Annotated in this window: 14 protein-coding genes, 1 pseudogene and 2 riboswitches; of the genes and pseudogenes, 9 read left to right on the forward strand and 6 right to left on the reverse strand. The window is 71.4% G+C overall.

What is annotated here, in order from left to right:
• Window positions 1-67: 67 nt before the first annotated feature.
• Window positions 68-970 carry an SGNH/GDSL hydrolase family protein gene (locus tag R9X44_RS20820; protein WP_319815894.1) on the reverse strand — a complete coding sequence of 301 codons (903 nt, stop codon included), beginning with the start codon at window positions 968-970 and terminating at the stop codon, window positions 68-70.
• A 225-nt stretch (window positions 971-1,195) separates the two neighbouring features.
• Window positions 1,196-1,408: riboswitch (cobalamin riboswitch) on the forward strand.
• Window positions 1,409-1,524: 116 nt separating this feature from the next.
• Between R9X44_RS20820 and metE the strand changes: the two genes are divergently transcribed.
• The 8 genes from metE (at window position 1,525) to R9X44_RS20860 (ending at window position 11,173) form a co-directional block, all read left to right on the forward strand.
• Window positions 1,525-3,768, forward strand: a complete 2,244-nt coding sequence (gene metE, locus R9X44_RS20825; protein ID WP_319815895.1) for a 5-methyltetrahydropteroyltriglutamate--homocysteine S-methyltransferase — start codon at window positions 1,525-1,527, stop codon at window positions 3,766-3,768.
• A gap of 852 nt (window positions 3,769-4,620) precedes the next feature.
• Window positions 4,621-4,750, forward strand: a riboswitch (cobalamin riboswitch).
• Between the two features lie 177 nt (window positions 4,751-4,927).
• Entirely contained in the window at window positions 4,928-6,127 is a 1,200-nt protein-coding gene (locus R9X44_RS20830) for an ABC transporter substrate-binding protein (RefSeq protein ID WP_319815896.1), read from the forward strand.
• Window positions 6,124-7,194, forward strand: a complete 1,071-nt coding sequence (locus tag R9X44_RS20835; protein ID WP_319815897.1) for an iron ABC transporter permease — start codon at window positions 6,124-6,126, stop codon at window positions 7,192-7,194. Before R9X44_RS20830 ends, R9X44_RS20835 begins: the two co-directional genes overlap by 4 nt.
• Complete coding sequence (locus R9X44_RS20840; RefSeq protein WP_319815898.1) at window positions 7,191-8,336, forward strand: ABC transporter ATP-binding protein; 1,146 nt, start codon at window positions 7,191-7,193, stop codon at window positions 8,334-8,336. The genes R9X44_RS20835 and R9X44_RS20840 overlap by 4 nt, the downstream gene beginning before the upstream one ends.
• Before the next feature lie 11 nt (window positions 8,337-8,347).
• Complete coding sequence (locus R9X44_RS20845) at window positions 8,348-9,118, forward strand: (2Fe-2S)-binding protein (RefSeq protein ID WP_319815899.1); 771 nt, start codon at window positions 8,348-8,350, stop codon at window positions 9,116-9,118.
• The gene (locus R9X44_RS20850) at window positions 9,115-9,681 is read left to right on the forward strand and encodes a hypothetical protein (protein ID WP_319815900.1); all 567 of its coding nucleotides are present in this window, start codon (window positions 9,115-9,117) and stop codon (window positions 9,679-9,681) included. The genes R9X44_RS20845 and R9X44_RS20850 overlap by 4 nt, the downstream gene beginning before the upstream one ends.
• A gap of 98 nt (window positions 9,682-9,779) precedes the next feature.
• Entirely contained in the window at window positions 9,780-10,196 is a 417-nt protein-coding gene (locus R9X44_RS20855; protein ID WP_319815901.1) for a GntR family transcriptional regulator, read from the forward strand.
• Complete coding sequence (locus R9X44_RS20860; RefSeq protein ID WP_319815902.1) at window positions 10,193-11,173, forward strand: hypothetical protein; 981 nt, start codon at window positions 10,193-10,195, stop codon at window positions 11,171-11,173. Before R9X44_RS20855 ends, R9X44_RS20860 begins: the two co-directional genes overlap by 4 nt.
• A 51-nt stretch (window positions 11,174-11,224) precedes the next feature.
• Here R9X44_RS20860 and R9X44_RS20865 read toward each other — a convergent pair whose 3' ends face one another.
• On the reverse strand, window positions 11,225-12,202 hold the full coding sequence (locus R9X44_RS20865) for an aldo/keto reductase (protein ID WP_319815903.1): 978 nt from the start codon (window positions 12,200-12,202) through the stop codon (window positions 11,225-11,227).
• 105 nt (window positions 12,203-12,307) lie between these two features.
• Entirely contained in the window at window positions 12,308-12,511 is a 204-nt protein-coding gene (locus tag R9X44_RS20870; RefSeq protein WP_319815904.1) for a cold-shock protein, read from the reverse strand.
• Between the two features lie 377 nt (window positions 12,512-12,888).
• On the opposite strand from R9X44_RS20870, the pseudogene R9X44_RS35790 reads away from it, so the two are divergent.
• Window positions 12,889-14,229, forward strand: a pseudogene (locus tag R9X44_RS35790) (AAA family ATPase); the annotation flags it as partial.
• Between the two features lie 1,650 nt (window positions 14,230-15,879).
• On the opposite strand, the gene R9X44_RS20875 reads toward R9X44_RS35790, so the two are convergent.
• Genes R9X44_RS20875 through R9X44_RS20885 form a run of 3 tightly spaced genes read right to left on the reverse strand, consistent with a single transcriptional unit; the run spans window position 15,880 to window position 19,027 of the window.
• Window positions 15,880-16,902, reverse strand: a complete 1,023-nt coding sequence (locus tag R9X44_RS20875) for a FecCD family ABC transporter permease (protein WP_319815905.1) — start codon at window positions 16,900-16,902, stop codon at window positions 15,880-15,882.
• Window positions 16,899-17,966, reverse strand: a complete 1,068-nt coding sequence (locus R9X44_RS20880; protein ID WP_319815906.1) for a FecCD family ABC transporter permease — start codon at window positions 17,964-17,966, stop codon at window positions 16,899-16,901. Before R9X44_RS20880 ends, R9X44_RS20875 begins: the two co-directional genes overlap by 4 nt.
• A 17-nt stretch (window positions 17,967-17,983) precedes the next feature.
• Window positions 17,984-19,027 carry an iron-siderophore ABC transporter substrate-binding protein gene (locus R9X44_RS20885; RefSeq protein WP_319815907.1) on the reverse strand — a complete coding sequence of 348 codons (1,044 nt, stop codon included), beginning with the start codon at window positions 19,025-19,027 and terminating at the stop codon, window positions 17,984-17,986.
• Between the last annotated feature and the right edge of the window lie 108 nt (window positions 19,028-19,135).

The following is a 19,135-nucleotide window of genomic DNA, read 5'->3' on the forward strand; positions in this document are numbered from 1 at the left end:
GTCCCTCACTCTCCCCACACGGCCCCCGTGACCGCCCGTGCCCGGTCCGTCCCGGGCGCCCCACACGCTACGGGCCGCCTCTGACATTTTCCGGGGGCGGCCGCGGTAAGCGGGCCAGAGCCGCCTCGATCAGGGTGGCGACGGCGGCCATGCCCTTGGCGTTCGGGTGCATCGCCACCGCGCCGGACGGCTCGCGCAGCGGCTCCGTCCACCGAGTGGCCGCCGAGCGGCACGCGTCGTGGCCGGTGCTGGCGAGCCATGGGTCGACGCCGAGCGCCCCGGCGGCCGCCGCACGACGGGCCAGCATCGTGTTCAGGCTCCGCTGCTTCGCGGCGAGGTAGGGGATGTCCTCTGGCTTGACGGCGACGGCCCGGCCGCAGCGCGCGGTGTCGGGCAGCAGCCTCGGGTACCCGACGACGACGATCACCGCGCGTGGCGCTTTGGCGCGCACCCGCTGGATCACCTTGTCGATCTTCGGCCCGGTCGCGGCGATCTTCGCGTCGATCCTGTCGGCCCCGCCCGTGGTGAAGATCCGCTTGCACCCGCGCAGGAACGAGGCGAACGCGCAGGTGCGGACGATCCCCCCGAATCCGATGTCGTTGCCGCCGAACGTGAGCGTCACAAGGTCGGTGTCGGCGGTGACGGCGTCGATCTGCGCCGCGACCCCCGCTTTCTGCCGATGGGCCACGGCGTCGGTCGTCGCCCCCTTGCACGTCACATCCTTGAGTGCGACATTTCCGATCCGCCGCGCGAGAACGCGGGCGTAATTGCGACTCGACCGCTCGCACTTCGCGTCGAGCTCGCGGGAAATCCCCGGGCCCGCAGCGAAGGAATCGCCGAGCGCCACGTAACGCACCTGCCGAGCGGCCTGCGCTGGAACCGCGAACAGCCCGCAGAACACCATCGCCACAGCGACCACCGCACCCCAAGTCCACAACATTTGCGACCTTACCCATCCAGAACCATCCATGAATTACCCCCGAAACGGGCGAAAACCCTCACCACGCACCGAACAATCAGCCGAGCAATTCCAGAGACTACCAAAGACCATTCTCCACCAAATCCCACAAAGTCCCGTTCCGCCCGAAAAATTCACCGGAAAAATTTCACGCACCGGCTCGCCCGTGAACTACGGCCGGGGGTTTTGGGTGGGTTGGTGGAGGATGCGGAGTGAGGGATGAGCGCCGGGGCGGGATAAGGTTGCGGCGCGGATGGTTCACCCGGCGGCCGGTCGGGTGTCGTAAGAGGGAACCCGGTGTGATTCCGGGGCTGCCCCGCAGCGGTGAGTGGGAACGGAAGCCGTCACAGAGCACTGGGCCGCATGGCCTGGGAAGCGACGGCCGGTAGGTCGCGTCGGAAGACGCGGTGCCCACGAGTCCGAAGACCTGCCTCCGCCCGCGCGCCGACCGGCGCGCGGTGGTCCGCGGCCTCGTGGGAGGGCCAGGGGACGACGCCCGCGCACCTCCGACGGGCTCCGTTCGCCTTCCCCGAAAGCCGCGCTATGGCTCAGCGAGGGAAGCTGCCATGAGAACGACGATCCTCGGATACCCCAGAATCGGGGCGGGACGCGAGCTGAAGTTCGCGACCGAGGACCACTGGGCGGGCCGCATCGACGCCGCCGCCCTCCAGCACACCGCGCGCGGCCTGCGCGCAGGCGTGTGGGCGGAGCTGCGCGACGCGGGGCTCGACACGATCCCGTCGAACACCTTCTCCTTCTACGACCAGGTCCTTGACACGACGGTCATGGTCGACGCGGTGCCCGACAGGTACCGGGACCTCGACGGCCTCGAGCGGTACTTCGCGATGGCGCGCGGCGTCCAGGACGTCCCGGCGCTGGAGATGACGAAGTGGTTCGACACGAACTACCACTACATCGTGCCTGAGATCGGCCCCGGCACAAGGTTCCGGCTTGCCGAGGGCGCGGCCGCCAAGCCCGTCGCGGAGTACCTTGAGGCGAAGGCGCTCGGTATCGAGACCCGGCCTGCGCTCGTCGGACCCGTCACCTACCTGCTGCTCGCCAAGGCCGCGCCAGGCTCCCCCGACGGCTTCCGCCCGCTCGATCTGCTCGACGGCCTCGTCGAGGTGTACGCCGAGTTGCTTGAGCGGCTCGCGGGTGCGGGCGCGCAGTGGGTGCAGCTGGACGAGCCCGCCCTCGTCGGCGATCTGTCGGCCGAGGACATCGCGGCGGTAGAGCGCGCTTACAACCGGCTGTCTTCGCAGCCGAGCCGTCCGCGTGTCCTGCTCGCGACGTACTTCGGCACGATCGACGCGGCGGCGCTGAAGGCCCTTGCCGCCACCGGCGTCGAGGCGTTCGGGCTCGATCTCGTCGCGGGTCCCGGCAACGTCGACGTCGTCGCGTCGGTCGGCGGGCTGCTCGGCCGCACGATCGTCGCGGGCGTGGTGGACGGCCGCAACGTGTGGCGCGCCGACGCCCGCAAGGCCAAGGCCGCCTACGCGGTGCTGCTGGGCCTCGCGGGGCACGTGGAGCTGAGCACGTCGTGCTCGCTGCTGCACGTCCCGGTCGACCTCGACGCCGAGACCGGCCTCCCCGAGGCCGTCCGCGACCGCCTGGCGTTCGCCAGGCAGAAGGTCGCCGAGGTCGTCGCGCTGCGCACGATGCTCACCGCCGAGGACCCGCGCCCGGTCTCGCTCGAGGCGTACGCGGCCGGGACGAACCACGAGGTCCGCGCCCGTCTCGACGCGCTCGGCGACGCCCGTCGCGGCGACCGCGCCGCCCGGTTCGCCGCCCAGCGCGCCAGGCTCGGCCTGCCGGTGCTCGCGACGACGACGATCGGCTCGTTCCCGCAGACCGACGCGATCCGCAAGGCCCGCGCCGCGCACAAGGCGGGACGGATAGACGACGCCGCCTACCAGCAGGCGATGCGCGACGAGGTAGCGTCCGTCGTGGCCCTCCAGGAGGAGATCGGCCTCGACGTGCTCGTCCACGGCGAGCCCGAGCGCAACGACATGGTCCAGTACTTCGCCGAGCGGCTCGACGGGTACGCCGCGACCGACCACGGCTGGGTGCAGTCGTACGGGACGCGCTGTGTCCGCCCGCCGATCCTGCACGGCGACGTGTCGAGGCCCGAGCCCATGACCGTCGAGTGGGCCGAATACGCCCAGTCGCTGACGAACCGCCCGATAAAGGGCATGCTGACGGGTCCGGTGACGATGCTGGCGTGGTCGTTCGTCCGGGACGACCAGCCGCTCGCCGAGACCGCGCGGCAGGTCGCGCTCGCGCTGCGCGACGAGGTCGGCGACCTCGAGGCGGCCGGTATCGGCGTCGTCCAGGTGGACGAGCCCGCGCTGCGCGAGCTGCTGCCGCTGCGCGCCCGCGACCACGCCGCCTACCTCGAGTGGGCGGTCGGCGCGTTCCGGCTCGCGACGTCGGGCGCGGCCGACGCGACGCAGATCCACACGCACATGTGCTACGCGGAGTTCGGCGAGATCATCGGCGCGATCGCCGACCTCGACGCCGACGTCACCAGCGTGGAGGCGGCCCGCTCCCGGATGGAGCTGGTCGGCGACCTGCGCGCGGCGGGCTACCGGAACGGGATCGGGCCCGGCGTCTACGACATCCACTCGCCGCGCGTCCCGTCGGTCGAGGAGATCGAGCTGAACCTCCGGCGTGCGCTCCAGGCGGTCGACCCGGCCCGGCTGTGGGTCAACCCGGACTGCGGCCTGAAGACCCGCGCCTACCCCGAGACCGAGGCGGCGCTGCGCAACCTCGTCACCGCCGCCCGCCGCGTCCGCGCCACCCTCAACTGACACCCACCCCAACTACCCCAAACCCACCCCGCAGTCCCTTCGGGACTGCGGGGTGAAGGCACGCGCGCCCTCACGCCGACGGGCCCTGCGGGGTGAAGGACCCGGGGCCCTCTGACGCCGACGGTCCCGGCGGGTGAAGGACGCGCGGCCTCTGACACCGACGGCCCCTGCGGGCTGAAGGACCCGGGCCCTCAGACGCCGACGGTCCCTGCGGGACTGCGGGTGAAGAACGCGAAACGCTCGACGCCCTTAAACGTCGACGTCCCGTCGAGACTCCGGAGGGCACGGCATACGCAGTGCCCTCTGACGCCGACAGTCCCTTCGGGAACGCGGAGGGCGCGGCACACGCAGTGCCCTCTAACGTCGATGTCCCTGTGGGACTGTGGAGGGCGTGGGGCACGCGATGTCTTCGGACATCGACGGCCCCTGCAGGACTGCGGCGTAGGGGACGCGACACACAAGATCCCTTCACCCCGCAGTCCCTTCGGGACTGCGGGGAACGAAAAGACGCGCGGCCTCTGACGCCGACGATTCCTGCGGCGACCGCGGGAGGGACGCGTCACACGCGATGCGCTCTGACGCCGACGGTCTCTGCGGGGGCCGCAGGGAGGGGCGCGTCACACGCGATGTCCTCCAACGCCGACGGACCCTGTGAGGACTGCGGGGAGGGACGCTATACACGCGATGGCCTCTGATGCCGACAGGTCCTTCGGGGGCCGGAGGAGGGGCGGGCCTCTTGCGCTGATGGTTTCTTTGGGGGACGTGGGGAGGGGTGTCGGGTATGTGGTTCGTTCTGGGGCTTGGGGGTGGGGGGTGGGGGCGTGGCATTATGGGGGGGAAGGCGAGCGGGGGATGAGGAAGCCGGTGTTAGTCCGGCGCGGTCCCGCCACTGTGATCGGCGAGCCGGTCCCGAACTTCAAGCCACTGCCCTGCGGGGTGGGAAGGCCGGGATCCGGCGTTCGAGCCGTCAGCCAGGAGACTCACCCGTCTCGCCTCCTCGCAGAAATTGGGGCGGATCTCCCCGAGAGAGGACGGTGGCGGCGCATGCCGTACGCAGTGTGGAGCGCGCTGGAAGCGTGCCCTTCTCCCGGAAGGCCCCCCTTCATCCCGTGTCCGGCGTCGCGGAACGGCGGGCACGGCTTCCCCCGGGAGTACAACGATGGGTTTCCCCCGCAGGCTGCTCGGCCTGCCCCTGGCAGTCGCCCTCGCGCTCGGCGTCACCGCGTGCGGAGGTGACGACGACAAGGCCGCGCCGTCCGCCGACGCGCAAGGCTGCGTCGAGTCCTACGACGCGGCAACCGACTACTTCCCCGTGAAGCAGAAGCTCGAGCACGCGACCAACTTCACCCTCACCTACGCCAGGAACTACCAGGTCCTGACGGTCAAGCAGCCTTCGCCCGGCGCGAAGCCGCAGACGTACGTCCTGGTCCGCTGCGGCACCCCCGAGCCCGCGCTGACGGGCGAGCTGGAGGGCGCGGTGGCCGTCGAGACCCCGGTGCGGTCGCTGTTCTCGGCGTCCACGACCCATCTGCCCTTCCTCGCCGACCTCGGCGTCCTCGACGTGCTGAAGGGCGTCTCCTCGGCCGCCTACGTCACCTCCCCCGACGTGATCGAGCGGGTGCAGTCGGGCGCGGTCGCCGAGTACGCGTCGGGCCAGGAGATCGACGTGGAGAAGGTCGTCGGCGCGGCCCCCGACGTCCTGGTCACCGACGGCACCGAGAACCCCGGCTACCAGCCGCTGCGCGAGGCAGGGGTCGACGTCCTGGCGAACGCCGAGTGGCTCGAGTCGAGCCCGCTGGGCCGCGCCGAGTGGGTGAAGTTCTTCGCCGCGCTGACGGGTTCCGAAGCCAAGGCCGACCAGGTCTTCACGAAGGTCGCAGCCGACTACCGCACGCTCGCCGACAAGGTGAAGAACGCGGAGCCCACGACGGTCCTGCCCGGCACGATGTACTCGGGCCAGTGGTCGATCCCGAACGGCGGCAGCTACGTCGGCTCGCTGATCAAGGACGCGGGCGGCACCTACGCCTGGGCCGACACCGCAGGAACCGGCAGCACGACGCTCGACCTCGAGGCCGTGCTCGCCAAGGCCGAGGACGCCTCCACGTGGCTCGTCGTGGAGAACGGCTGGACGAAGCTCGCCGACGCCGAGAAGGCAGACGCGCGTTACGCGAAGTTCAAGGCGTTCCAGACGGGTGACGTGTGGTCGGCCAACAAGGTCCTCGGGCCGGGCGGCGGGAACGACTACTGGGAGCGCGGCGTGGCGCGGCCCGACCTGATCCTCGCCGACCTCGTCGCGATCCTGCACCCGGACCTCTCGCCGGGCCACGCGTTCACCTTCTACCGGAAGCTCGCGGCGTGACCGTCACGCGCTCCGCCCGTCCCGCGGCCGTGCGCCGCAGGACGGGCGTCCTGGCCGGTCTCGCCGCGCTGACGGCGGTCGCCTTCGTGCTCGCCGTCATGATCGGCTCGACGCCGCTGCCGCTCGGCTCGGTCCTCGCCGCGCTCGCCCGCGACGCCGACCAGGCCACCGAGACGATCGTGTGGACCGTGCGGCTGCCGCGCGCTGTCACCGCCGCGCTCGCGGGGGCCGCGCTCGCCGTCGCGGGCGTGCAGATGCAGACGCTGTTCCGCAACCCGTTGTCCGAGCCGTACATCCTCGGAGTGAGCTCGGGGGCGAGCCTCGGGGTCGCCCTCGTCGTCACCGGGTGGGGCGGCGGGAGCGCCGGCGCGTTCACCGCCGGGGTGGCGGGGCTCGGGAGGGTCGGCGTGGTGCTCGCCGCGTCGGCGGGGGCGGCCGCGGTGCTGCTGCTCGTGCTCGCGCTCGCGCGACGGGTGCGGTCGGTCGTGACGCTGCTCGTCATCGGCGTCATGGTCGGCTCGGCGGCGGTCTCGGTGATCACGCTGATGCTCGTCTACACCGAGCCGCGCCTCGCCCAGCAGTACATCGCGTGGGGGCTCGGCAGCTTCGCCGGGACGACCTGGGCCGACCTCGCGGTACTCGGTCCCGTCTGCGTCGGCGCGCTCGCCCTTGCGCTGGCCTGGATGAAGCCGCTCAACGCGCTGCTGCTCGGCGAGAACTACGCGCGGACGATGGGCGTGCACGTACGGCGGACAAGGACCGTGACGCTGCTCGTCGCGTCGGTGCTCGCGGGCGCGGTCACCGCGTTCTGCGGGCCCATCGCGTTCCTCGGGCTCGCGGTGCCGCACGTGACGCGGCTGCTGCTCGGCACCGCCGACCACCGCGTCCTGATGCCGGGGGTGCTGCTGCTCGGCGCGTGCGTCGCGCTGCTGTGCTGCGTCGCGACCCAGGCCCCCGGCAGCGGCGCGGTGCTGCCGCTCAACGCCATCACCACGCTGCTCGGCACGCCGGTGGTGATCGCCGTGCTGCTGCGCAGCAGGGCCGCGCGGATGGGACTGGCGGTATGAGCGGGTTCCGATTGCACGAAATGTCCGTCGGCTACCCCGCGCGACGGGCCAGGCCCGCCCACCGCGTCCTGGAAGACCTGACCGCGACGGCCGAGGCGGGCGAGCTGACCGTCCTGATCGGGCCGAACGGGGCAGGCAAATCGACGCTGCTGCGGACCCTCACCGGGCTGCAACCGCCGCTCGGCGGGGGCGCGACCCTCGACGGGACGGACATCGCGACGCTCTCGGCGGCGAAGCTGGCCCGTCGGCTCGCGGTGGTCCTCACCGAACGTGACATGCCGCCGCTGCTCACCGCGCGCGAGGTCGCCGGGCTGGGCCGCTACCAGCACACCGGCCTCACCGGGCGGCTGTCCGAGGCCGACGCGGACGCCGTCACCTGGGCGCTCGACGCGGTCGGCGCGCTGCACCTCGCCGACAGGCAGGCGGTGGAACTGTCGGACGGGGAGCGGCAAAGGGTCCTCATCGCCCGCGCGCTCGCGCAGGAGCCTTCGGCGATCGTGCTCGACGAGCCGACCGCGTTCCTCGACGTCACCTCGCGCGTCACCGTCATGGGTCTGCTGCGGCGGCTCGCTGTGGAGCGCGCCTTGGCCGTCATCGTCTCGACGCACGATCTGGAACTCGCCTTGCGGATCGCGGACCGGGTCTGGCTCGTCACCCCGGACCGGCGACTTCACTCGGGCACCCCCGAGGAACTCACCCTCGACGGCTCGATCAGCGCGGTGTTCGACGGCGTCGACCTCGCCTTCGACCCCGTCGCCGGGGTGTTCACGCCGCGTACGCGCACCGGAGGCACGGTCCGCGTAACGGCCGACGGCCTACGCCGCGCCCTTGTCGAACGCGCCCTCACCCGGCACGGCTGGCGTCCCGTCACCTCGGACGAGGCCGACCTCACGGTCACGGCCGACGAAGACGGGTACCTGACGGAGTACGGCGGCCGGGCGCTCCGCTTCACCGGTCTCGCCGCCCTCACCGCCTGGTCCCGCACCCACTCCCCCACCCCACCCGAACCCGCAGTACCTGCACCCGAGGAGCCCGCACCCGCGAAACTTGACCCCGCGGCACTTGAGGCCGCCGGGTCCGAGGCTGTGGGGGCCGAGGGCGTGGGGACTGAGGGCGTGGGGGCCGGGGGGCTGCTGTCGTGATCGGAGGATGGATGGACGGTAGGGAGATGGGCCGGGAGCGGCTTGATGGGCTGATCGCGGACGTGTCGGAGATCAGCGGGTATTTCCACCTGTACACCGCCGACGCGCCGGGCGGTCCCTGGCTGCCCCTCGACCGGCTGCTCGATGACGGGCCAGGCTTCGCCGGGCGGGTCGCGACCGTCGCTGAGCGGATCGGGACCGACGAATCACGGGTGGCGGCGTCGGTGTTGCACCTTGGGCTTGCGGCGCGGTTGTGGTCGCCGGTGCTCGGGGCGGCGGTGGCGCACCGGGTGATCCTCGATTGGGACGCCGACGTGCTGCGGTGGAAGGACGTGCTCGGCGGGCCGCTCCCGCTGAGCCTGCCCGCTCCCTCGGGGAGTCCCGTTGCCGAGCCCGTCGCGGCGGCGGCTGCGCTGTACGCGGCGGTCGAGCCGCTGCTTGAGCGGCTTTCCGGGCTCGTCCTCGGTGAGGTGAAGCTGGCGCCCCGCCTTCTGTGGGGTAACAACGCCTCGGCTCTGGGCGGCGCCGTGCGCGCGCTGGCGTCCGCCCGGCCTTCGCTCGCCGCCGACGCGCTCGCCCTCGGCGACGCGCTCATGGTGACCGGAAAGCTGCGCGGTACCGGCGACTTCGCTGAGCCCGCCCCCGGCCGCGTGTTCTTCACCCGTACAACCTGTTGCCTCTACTACCGCATCCCCGGCGGCGGCAAGTGCGGGGACTGCGCGCTGCTCGACCCCGCCACCCGACGGGCCCAGTGGGCCCGCGCGCTTAAGGAGACCCCTTGACGCAAGCACCCTCGGCCCCGGCCGTCGTCACCGAGGAGGGCACCGGAACCCTGCACGTGTGGGCGCTGCCCACCGACGCGGAGACCCTTCTCGCACTCGTCACCGACGTGTTCACCGACCACTGGCGGAGCATCCACTTCGGCGTCCTGGTCCAGGGCGCGGCCTGGGAGGTCGCCGCACCGAACGCGCCGCGCAAGATCGCCATGTTCGACGGGTATGTCACGGTCGACTTCGGCCGCTGGCACTTCCACCTGTGCATCGGCGAGCACACCGCGAGCGGCCCCGAACTGGGCCGGATCCGGCGTTGCTCGCGCGCCGAGCTGTACCGGGGCGTCGGCCCCGACGGCGTCCCGACCACGTGGGGCCTGCGGCTGTTCAACGGACGCGACGAGCAGCAGATGACGGTCATGCTGCCGAACCCGTTCCTCACCGACACGCAAGGCATCCTCGACCCGCCGGACTTCTCCCGCCTCGCCGCCTGGGACGCCCTGCGCGGCAAGTACCTGGGCCTCTCCCCCGACCCGCTCGACCGCACCGGCAGGGGCTTCGCCCACACCGCCTGACGCCCCCGCGCCCGTCGGCCCCGCGACGCGGGGCCGATCAGCCTGGTATAGTCCTAATTGAACTAGGACTATACGTTCAAAGCAGGCAAGGAGGCGGTGTGCTGATCACCATCGATCCGGCGGCGGAGACACCGTTGTTCGAGCAGATCGCGGCCTCGGTCAGGTCGGGGATCATGGACGGCTCGATCCGCGCCGGCGACCGGATGCCGACCGCGAAGGTGCTGTGCGCGTCGCTCGGGGTCAACCGGAACACCGTGCTGCACGCCTACCAGACGCTGCGCGACGAGGGCCTGCTCGAGCTCCGGCGCGGCCGTGGCGCGACGATCACCGCCCGCGCCGACACGCTTTCCCGCCTTTCCGAGGCGGTCCGCGAGCTCGTCGACCGGGCCCGCTCGGTCGGCGTCCCCGCCGACACCCTCGCCCGTCTGATCAGGGAGTCCTACCCGCGCGACGTTCCCGCCGCGGTGCCCGCGCCGGGCCCCGTGCCGCACCACGAAGAAGGAGAAGCCCGATGACCTCTGCCTCCCCCCAGTCCACCGCACGCTTCCTCGTCGTCGCCGCGGCGCTCCCCGTCCTGTTCACCGTGGTCGCGGTCATCGCGCAACTCATCCTGCTGCCCCGGCTGCCCGACCCGTCGGCGACGAAGTGGGCGTTCGACGGCACCGCCACCCAGTTCGGACCACCATGGGTCGCCCCGCTGATGACGGCGCTCGTCGGCATCGGCGTCCCGGCCCTGATCGTCGTCAGCGCGCTTCCCATGCTGCGGCAGGGCGCGGGCGGGCCGTCCCGCTTCGTCGGCGCGCTCTCCCCGGCGATCGCGCTGTTCATCGCGGTGCTGACGACGTGGAGCACGGTCATCCAGGTCGACGTCGCCGACGCGCATGACACGCGGATGTCCCCGGCCGTCGTGCTCGTCCCGCTCGTCGCGGCCCTCGCCGTCGGCGCCGCCGCGTGGTTCGCGCTGCCCCGCACCGACCCGTCGGCCTTCGGCTCCCCCGCCTCGGCCCGGCCGCTCACCTCGAGTGAGCGCGCCGTGTGGACGGGACGGGCGACGCTGTCGCCGCTCGGGTTCGGGCTCGTCGTACTCACCACCGTGGGCGCGTGCGCCGCGGCCTTCTTCGCCTCCGACGACGCGTCGTGGATCGCGGTGGTCGTCGGGGCGCTCGCGCTCGTCGCCCTCCTCACCACCACGACGTTCCGCGTCAGGGTTGACGGAACCGGCCTTTCGGTCGTCTCGGTGTTCGGCCTGCCGCGCTTCCACGTGCCGCTGTCCGACGTCGCGTCGGTCGAGGTGATCTCCGTCCGGCCGATGAGCCAGTTCGGCGGCTGGGGGCTGCGCCGCGTGCCCGGCGCGTTCGGGGTCGTGCTGCGCAGCGGTGACGCGATCCAGGTCACCAGGGCCTCGGGTCCGCGCTTCGTGGTGACGGTGACCGACGCGTCCACCGGCGCGTCGCTGCTCCAGGGCATGGCCGACCGCGCCACCCGCCGCTGACGCACCGGCCCCGGCCCTCCCCGCGATCGCGGGGAGGGCCGGGGTTCCGCGTTACCAGCGGTCGTGCACCAGGGGCCGGATCTTCCGGTCGTACAGGTCGGCGACGGCGGCGAGGGTCGCGTCCGGGAGCGGGGCGAGCGCGGCGGCCTCGGCGTTGGCGCGGGCCTGCTCAGGGTTGCGCGCGCCGGGGATCACCGTGCTCACGCCGGGCTGCTGGACGACCCAGCGCAGCGCCGCCTGGGCCGGGGTCACCCCGGACGGGACGAGCGCGGCGAACTCCTGGGCCGCGTCCACGCCCGTGTCGTAGTCGACGCCGGAGAAGGTCTCGCCGACGTCGAACGCCTCGCCGTGCCGGTTGTAGTTACGGTGGTCGTCCGCGCCGAAGACCGTGTCGTGCTTGTAGCGGCCCGACAGCAGGCCGGACGCCAGCGGCACCCGCGCGATGATCCCGACCCCGGCCGCCTCGGCGGCGGGCAGGACGCGTTCCAGCGGCTTGCGGCGGAACGCGTTGAGGATGATCTGGACCGTGGCGACGCCGGGCCGTGCGATGGCCGTCAGGGCCTCCTCGCAGGTCTCCACGCTGACGCCGTAGGCGGCGATCCGCTCCTCGGCGACGAGCGTGTCGAGGGCGTCGAAGACCGCGTCGGAGGAGTAGACGGGCGTGGGCGGGCAGTGCAGCTGGACCAGGTCGAGCCGCTCGACGCCGAGGTTCGCGCGTGACCTGTCGGTCCAGGCGCGGAAGTTGTCGAGAACGTAGTTCTCCGGGACCTGCGGCATCCGCCGGCCCATCTTGGTGGCGACGAACAGGCCGGGGTGGTCCTTCAGGAAGCCGCCGATGATCTGTTCGCTGCGGCCGTCGCCGTAGACGTCGGCGGTGTCCAGGAAGGTGACGCCGGACGCCACGGCGGCCTCCAGGACGGCGATCGCGTCCTTCTCCTCGACGTCGCCCCAGTCCGCGCCGAGCTGCCATGTGCCGAGTCCCACAACCGAGACCCGCCTGTCCAACCGTCCGATCAGCCGTTCTTCCATGAGCCGATTATCCCACCGCGGGTGATCGGCCAAGCCCGGCGATTGTCGCGGGAACGCGAAAAGCCGGGCCCCGCGCGCGCGGAGCCCGGCCTTTATGTCAGCGCGTCAGGCGTTGACGATGTTCTCGGCCTGCGGGCCCTTGGGGCCCTGCGTGATGTCGAAGGACACCTTCTGGCCCTCCTGGAGCTCACGGTAGCCCTGGGCGGCGATGTTGGAGTAGTGCGCGAACACGTCGGCGCCGCCGCCGTCCTGCTCGATGAAGCCGAAGCCCTTCTCAGCGTTGAACCATTTCACGGTTCCGGTGGCCATATTCGTCTCCTTCGGTGAGGCAGATCCGGGACCACACCTCGTGATCCCGCGTCGCCGCGATGAAGCCCATCCGGAGATGACCGGTAAAAAACAACACGCGCACCTGAGGAAGTCCTGTCAGGTGCGCACAAAGTTCATGGGTACCACAACTGCAACTGCCCACGACAGTATCACACCTTTCCCGTCCGTGACGACTCGGCCGCGATCCGCCACTCCCGATCATGCGACATCCAGCGGTTGAGCGATCGCTCAACCGGAGGGGAGACGGCGGGTGATCTACGTCGAGACGCTGGAGAGCGGGCAGAGCCCCGAGGCGTCATTGCGGGGGTCTGTGAGATTTCCGGCGGGGACGGGGTGGGATCGCGGATCATGGGCGGGTGGCGAAGCAGCTGAGTTACGCCGACGCCGTCAAGGTGCTCGGCGGGTCGGACAGTCGTGTCGTGCGGGCCCTGGACAACCTGATGGGCGGGGTGCTGCTCGTCGGGTCGGCGGGCGGCAGTGAGCTCGCGCTCGGGCTGTTCGACGGGAAGGCCGAGCTGACCAGGATGAACCGCGAACTCGTCGCGGGGCTCGGTGACCGGGTGCACGGGCTCGGGAGGTTCGACAGGACGCGGCGGCTGCACGCGGCGTGCACTGTGCTGTCGGTCGTGGCGTACTTCGAGGCGCTTGACGAGGTCGCGCTTCCCTTCGATCCGGCCTCGCTTGGCCTTGATCGCGCCGATCAGGTGCGGATCGCGTCGGGGGCCCGGCCGTCCGAGGGCGGGTTGCGGGGGGTTGTCGCGGCCCAGGGGGACGCGGAGTTCGCCGAGCTGACCGAGGCGGAGTACCGGACGCTCGGCGAGAACCTGACGGCCTTCGCCGAGGGACTCGCGGTGTGGGACGGGCTCAACGACACCGAGCGGGAACGGACGCGGCGGGTGCTCACCGAGCGGGTTCCGCAGATCGCGGTGCGGCGGCAGGCCGAGGAGCTGCGGCGGCTCGCCGGGGAGTTCCCGGAGGTGGCGTTCTGGCTTACCTTGCGCGAACACCGCCGTACGGGGGCGGAGATCAGCGCGCTGGGGACCGGCCTTGCTTCGCTGGAGACGACGCTCGGGCGGCTCAGTGCCGGGCGGGACCCGGACGAGCAGCGGGCCGCGCTGGCGCGACGGTACCGGGCGGTGCTCGCGCGTCCGGTGATCGAGGGCGGCGAGGACGACGGGGGGTTCGTGTTCCCGTCGCTGGCCGACGGGTATCTCGACCCGCGCTTCCGCGACGGCGGGGTCACCACGGAAGGACTCCTGCACGAGGAGACCTGGTGGGACGATCACGAAGTCCGCGACGGGTTCGCCGACCGGCTCGCCTCCTATCTGCTGTCGGTCCAGGCCGTCACCCGGCCGCTCCTGGTGCTGGGGCAGCCGGGCGCGGGCAAGTCGCTGCTCACCAAGGTGATCGCGGCACGTCTTCCGGCGAGTGACTTCCTGCCGGTGCGGGTGCCGCTGCGTGAGGTCTCGGCGGACGCCGACCTGCAGACCCAGATCGAGACGGCGATCCGGGCGGACACCGGCGAGGACGTCCGCTGGCCGGCGTTCGCCAGGTCGGCGGGCGGGGCGATGCCCGTCATCCTCCTTGACGGCTTTGACGAACTGCTTCAGGCGGCCGGGACGAGCCAGAACGACTATCTGGAGCGGGTCGTCCGGTTCCAGGAGCGGGAGGCGGATCAGGGCCGTCCTGTGGCCGTCGTCGTCACAAGCCGGACGTCGGTCGCCGACCGGGCCCGGATTCCGCGCGCGGGTGTGCGCGCGATGCGGCTCGAGCCGTTCGATGACGCACAGGTGGCAAGGTGGTTGGAGATCTGGAACGCCCACAACGGCCCGGAACTCGCCGCGCGTGGCCGCAGGCCGCTGTCCGCCGAACACGCCCTGCGCCAAAGGCACCTCGCCGAACTGCCACTTCTGCTGCTGATGCTCGCCCTCTATGACGCCGAGGACAACGCCCTTCAGCGGATCGCCGGCGAGATCGACGCGGTTGAACTGTACGAGGAGATCTTCCGCAGCTTCGCCCGGCGTGAACTACGCAAATCCGACCCTGGGCTGTTCGGCGAGGCTCTCGATGACGCGATCGAGGAGGAACTGTTCAGGCTCTCGATCGCCGCCGTCGCGATGTTCACGCGCGGCCGCCTGTGGGTGACCGACCAGGAACTGAACCGCGACCTGGACGCCCTCCTGCCCGCCAACGGCCCGGCCGCCGCGCCCGGCCGCTTCACCGAGCGGCTCACCCAGGCTCAGCTCGTCGTCGGCAGGTTCTTCTTCATTCACCAGTCCCGCGCGGTGGTCGCCGACACGCCGGTCGCGGCCTGTGAGTTCCTGCACGCGACCTTCGGCGAGTACCTGTACGCGAGGATCATCGACCGGGAACTCGACGAACTCCTCCGCATGTCCTCGGGCCGCTTCCGCCGCGCCCCGGACGACTCGACCCTGCGCGGATACCTGAGCTTCGAATGGTTCACCAAACGCCGTACCGTCCTTGAGTATCTGAGCGGCATGTTCGCCCGCCGCGCCGATCGCGCCGAGGCCCGTGCCCTCGTCCTCGGCCTGTTCCAACGTGCCGCCAATGCGACGGAACTCGACGTTCCCTCCCACGGCCCCACCGGCGTGCGGATGACGCGCAGGCACGCCGCCCACACCCTGAACCTTCTGCTTCTGCTCCTCCTCCTCAGCGATAGCGAGACGTCCTCCCGCGAACTGTTCACGGGACCCGAGTACCGGATCTCGCGCTGGGTCGAGATGGCAGGGCTATGGAGTGCGGACGCAACCCACACAGACTGGCTTGTGGTGCGCAGGCACCTCAACGTCCGCCGCCAGGGCTGGTCTTCGCTGGACAGAGAACTGCTCCTGTCCATCAACGTCGCGGGCAACTCCCGACCCGAAACACATGGCCTACGCTGGTGGGACCTCGACATACGGCACAGACCCATCGATCGCAGACCCGTCATTTACGTCGGCACAAAGCAGGAAGACCTGCGCCTTCACGCTTCGTTCATGCTCAGCGTCTACCTCGACTATCTGGTTGATCTCGCCGATCCCGTCCAAGATCTCCTTACGCCCGAGGACGCAGACAACCGCAACAGCAGTCCGCTGGCGCTCTACGCCATCTCGGAGGAGCACAGCCCGGTCACCCTTGCCGGTCTGGTCTACCGGCTGCTTCTGGCGTCCGTGAAGTGGAGCGGCCCGGAGCTCGCCGACGTCTACCGCCGCCTCGTCCCCCCGCTTGCCCGCTGGGCGGGAGTGACGTACGTCGACCTTGTCGCGCGCCAGCTGAAGGCTGACCGCGATCTTCTCTCGTACGACGACTATCGGGAGCTTCTGGACATGCTCCCCGTGAGTGTGCGGCTAGGGGTGGGGGAGGCCGGGTTTGAGGAGGAGCCAGAGGAGGTAGGGGGCGCCGATGACGCCGGTGACGACGCCGGCGGGGAGGAGGACGTCGGGGATGGTGAACTGGGCGGCGAGGTCGGAGGCGAGGAGGAGGGCTGCGCCGATGAGGGCTGAGGGGATGAGGGCTAGGGAGCCGGTGGGGGCGAGGCGGCGGGCGATGGGGGCGCTGATGAGGGCGATGAACGGCAGCGGGCCCACGACGGCGACGGCCGCGCCCGCGAGGGCGGAGGAGAGGGCGAGGAGCAGCGTGCGGGTCCTGGCGACCTTGACGCCCAGGGCGGCGGCCGGGTCGTCGCCGAGTTCCAGGACGGACAGGCCGCGCCGGAGCGTCAGCGCGGCGGGGATGAGGACCGCGCAGGACACCGCGAGGGTGAGTGAGGTGTCCCATCCGGCGCGGCCGAGGCTGCCGTTGATCCAGACGAGCGCGTCCTGGGCGTCGCGCACGTCGCCGCTGGTCAGCACGTAGGAGACGATCGCCACGCACACCGCGGACACCCCGATGCCGACGATGACGAGCTGGTGCGCGGCGCGTTTCCACGACAGCAGGTAGACCAGGGCGGTCGCGGCGAAGGTCCCGCACAGGACGACGCCGGTGAGCACGAGCCCGCTGAGCCCGAAGATGACGAGCCCGACGACGCCCGAGGCGGCGGCGCTGTTGGTGAACCCGATGATGTCGGGGCTGGCGAGCGGGTTGCGCAGCAGCGACTGGAGGATCGCCCCGGACAGCCCGAGGCAGGCTCCGGCGAGCAGCGCGGTGACCATGCGCGGCAGCCGCAGTTCCATGATCACGAACTCGGTCTTGGTGTCTGCCTTGCCGAAGAGCGCGGCGAACGCGTCGGCGGGTCCGACCGACGCCTTGCCGAGCGCGAGCCCGAGCACGGCGAGGACGGCGAGGACCACGAGGAGCACGGCGACGACGCCCGCCTCGCGCAGCGATCCGCGCCGGAACTGGCGGCCCACCGGGGTGGTCGGGGCGGTCATCGGCGTCCTTTCCCGCGCATGCGGACGAGCGCGACGAGCAGCGGCGCGCCGACGGCGGCGACGACGACGCCGACCTGGAGTTCGCCGGGCCTGACGACGACCCTGCCGAGCACGTCGCAGAACAGCAGGAGCGTCGGTCCGGCCAGGGCCGCGTACGGGATGCTCCAGCGGTGGTCGGGACCGGCCACGCGGGCGGCGAGGTGCGCGATGATGAGCCCGGCGAACGAGATGGGCCCGGCGGCGGCGGTTGCCGAGCCGCACAGCAGCACGATCGACAGGGCGGCGAGCGTCCTGACGAGCCCGACCCGCTGGCCGAGGCCGCGCGCGACCTCCTCGCCCATGGCGAGCCCGTTGAGCCCACGGCTTACCGCGAACGCGAGGATCAGCCCTACCGCGATGCCCGGAAGGGTCTGCCAGACGACGGTGAAGTCGCGTCCGGCGAGCGCGCCGACCTGCCAGAACCGCATCTGGTCGAACGCCGCCCGGTCGGTGAGCAGGATGGCGGTGACGACCGAGGTGAGCGCCGCGGTGACCGCCGCCCCGGCGAGGACCAGCGTGACGGGGGTCGCGCCGCCGCGTCCGGCGACGCTCGCGACCCCGTACACGAAGACCGTCACGATCGCCGCGCCCGCGAAGGCGAACCAGAGGCGGCCGCCGTCGGGGACGCCGAGGACGCTGATCGCGAGGACGACGAAGAGCGACGCGCCCGAGTTCACCCCGAGCAGGCCGGGGTCGGCGAGCGGGTTGCGGGTGAGGCCCTGCATGACGACGCCCGCGACGGCGAGGCCGATCCCGGCCGTGACGCCGATGAGGGTGCGCGGAAGCCGCTTCTCCACGACGACGAGGTGCTGCGGGTTCGCCGGGTCGTAGTGCGTGAGCGCCTGCCAGACCGTGTCGAACGGCAGCGCGTTCGCGCCGACGGCGAGGCTGAGCACGCTCGCCGCCGCGAGCGCGGCGGCGAGCACGAGCAGACCGGCGGCAAGGGGCCCGAGCCCGCGACGCGGGTTCAGGCTGCCCTTGGCCGCCGGTCCTCGCGTGCCCCGGGTGACGGGGAGGATGGGCACGTGGTCTCCGGACGCGCCTACTCGGCGACCTTCTCGGCGACCGCGGCGAGCTGCGGCACGTACTGGTCGAGCATCCACGGGATGGACAGTGCGGTCGGGGCGCTGCTGGCCATCACGAACGACTGGCCGACGATCGGCGCGAAGCGGCCCTCCTTGACGGCGGGCATCGCGGCGATGACGGGGTCGGCGACGAACTTGTCGGCCGCGGCCTGGTCGTCGAAGTACATGACGAGCAGGTCGGTCTTGATCTTCTCGACGTTCTCGTAGCTCGTGCCGTAGAAGTACGAGCCCGCGTTCGGGTCCTCGTCGAGTTCCGCGACGCTCGGGCTGACGGTCATGCCGAGGTCGCCGAGCAGGGCGACGCGCGGGTCGCTGGCGCGGAAGACGTTGAGGGTGTCGGCCTCGTTGGCCGCGCCGTACAGGAACGTCTTGTCCTTCAGGATGGGGTTCTTGTCGGCGAGGTCCTTCACGTGGGCCTCGGTCTTGGTCAGCAGCTCCTTGGCCTCGGCGGTCTTGCCGAGCGCCTTGCCGATGATCTCCAGCTGGTCCTGCCACGGCAGCGCCCACGGCTTCTCCGGGTAGGCGACGACCGGGGCGATCTTGCTGAGCTTGTCGTAGTCCGCCTGGACGATGCCGGAGTACGGGGCGAGGATGACGTCGGGGTCGGCCTCGACGATCTCCTCGAAGGGCACCTCGCCGGTGTCGGAGGACAGCAGGGTCGGCGTGGTCCCGCCGAGCTCCTTGATCTTCTCGGCGTCCCAGGGAAGGACGCCGTCGGCGTCGCCGCCGTAGGTGTTCTTCGGCATGGCGACCGGGACGACGCCGAGCGCGAGGACGGCGTCCTGGCTCGACCAGCCCCAGGTGACGACCCGCTCGGGGGCCGCGGGGATGACGGCGTCGCCGAGCGCGCTGGGGATCGTGACGGGGAAGGCGTCGGCGGAGGCCGGGGCGGCGCTTTCGGTGTCCGGCTCGGACGAGGAGCACCCGGCGAGCGCGAGTGCGGTCACCGTGGCCAGGGCGGCCAGCGCGGCCCGGGGGCGCGACCGAACGACGGTGAACATGGCGGTACTCCCAACAATGAACGGTTGTTAAGTGAGGCTTACCTTACATGCGTCCCTTTGACCTCTTTTAGCCCCACCCCTAACCCGTTATTGACATAATTCATACCT

It is taken from the genome of Actinocorallia sp. A-T 12471, assembly GCF_033875155.1.
In the GTDB taxonomy this organism is placed as follows: domain Bacteria; phylum Actinomycetota; class Actinomycetes; order Streptosporangiales; family Streptosporangiaceae; genus Actinocorallia.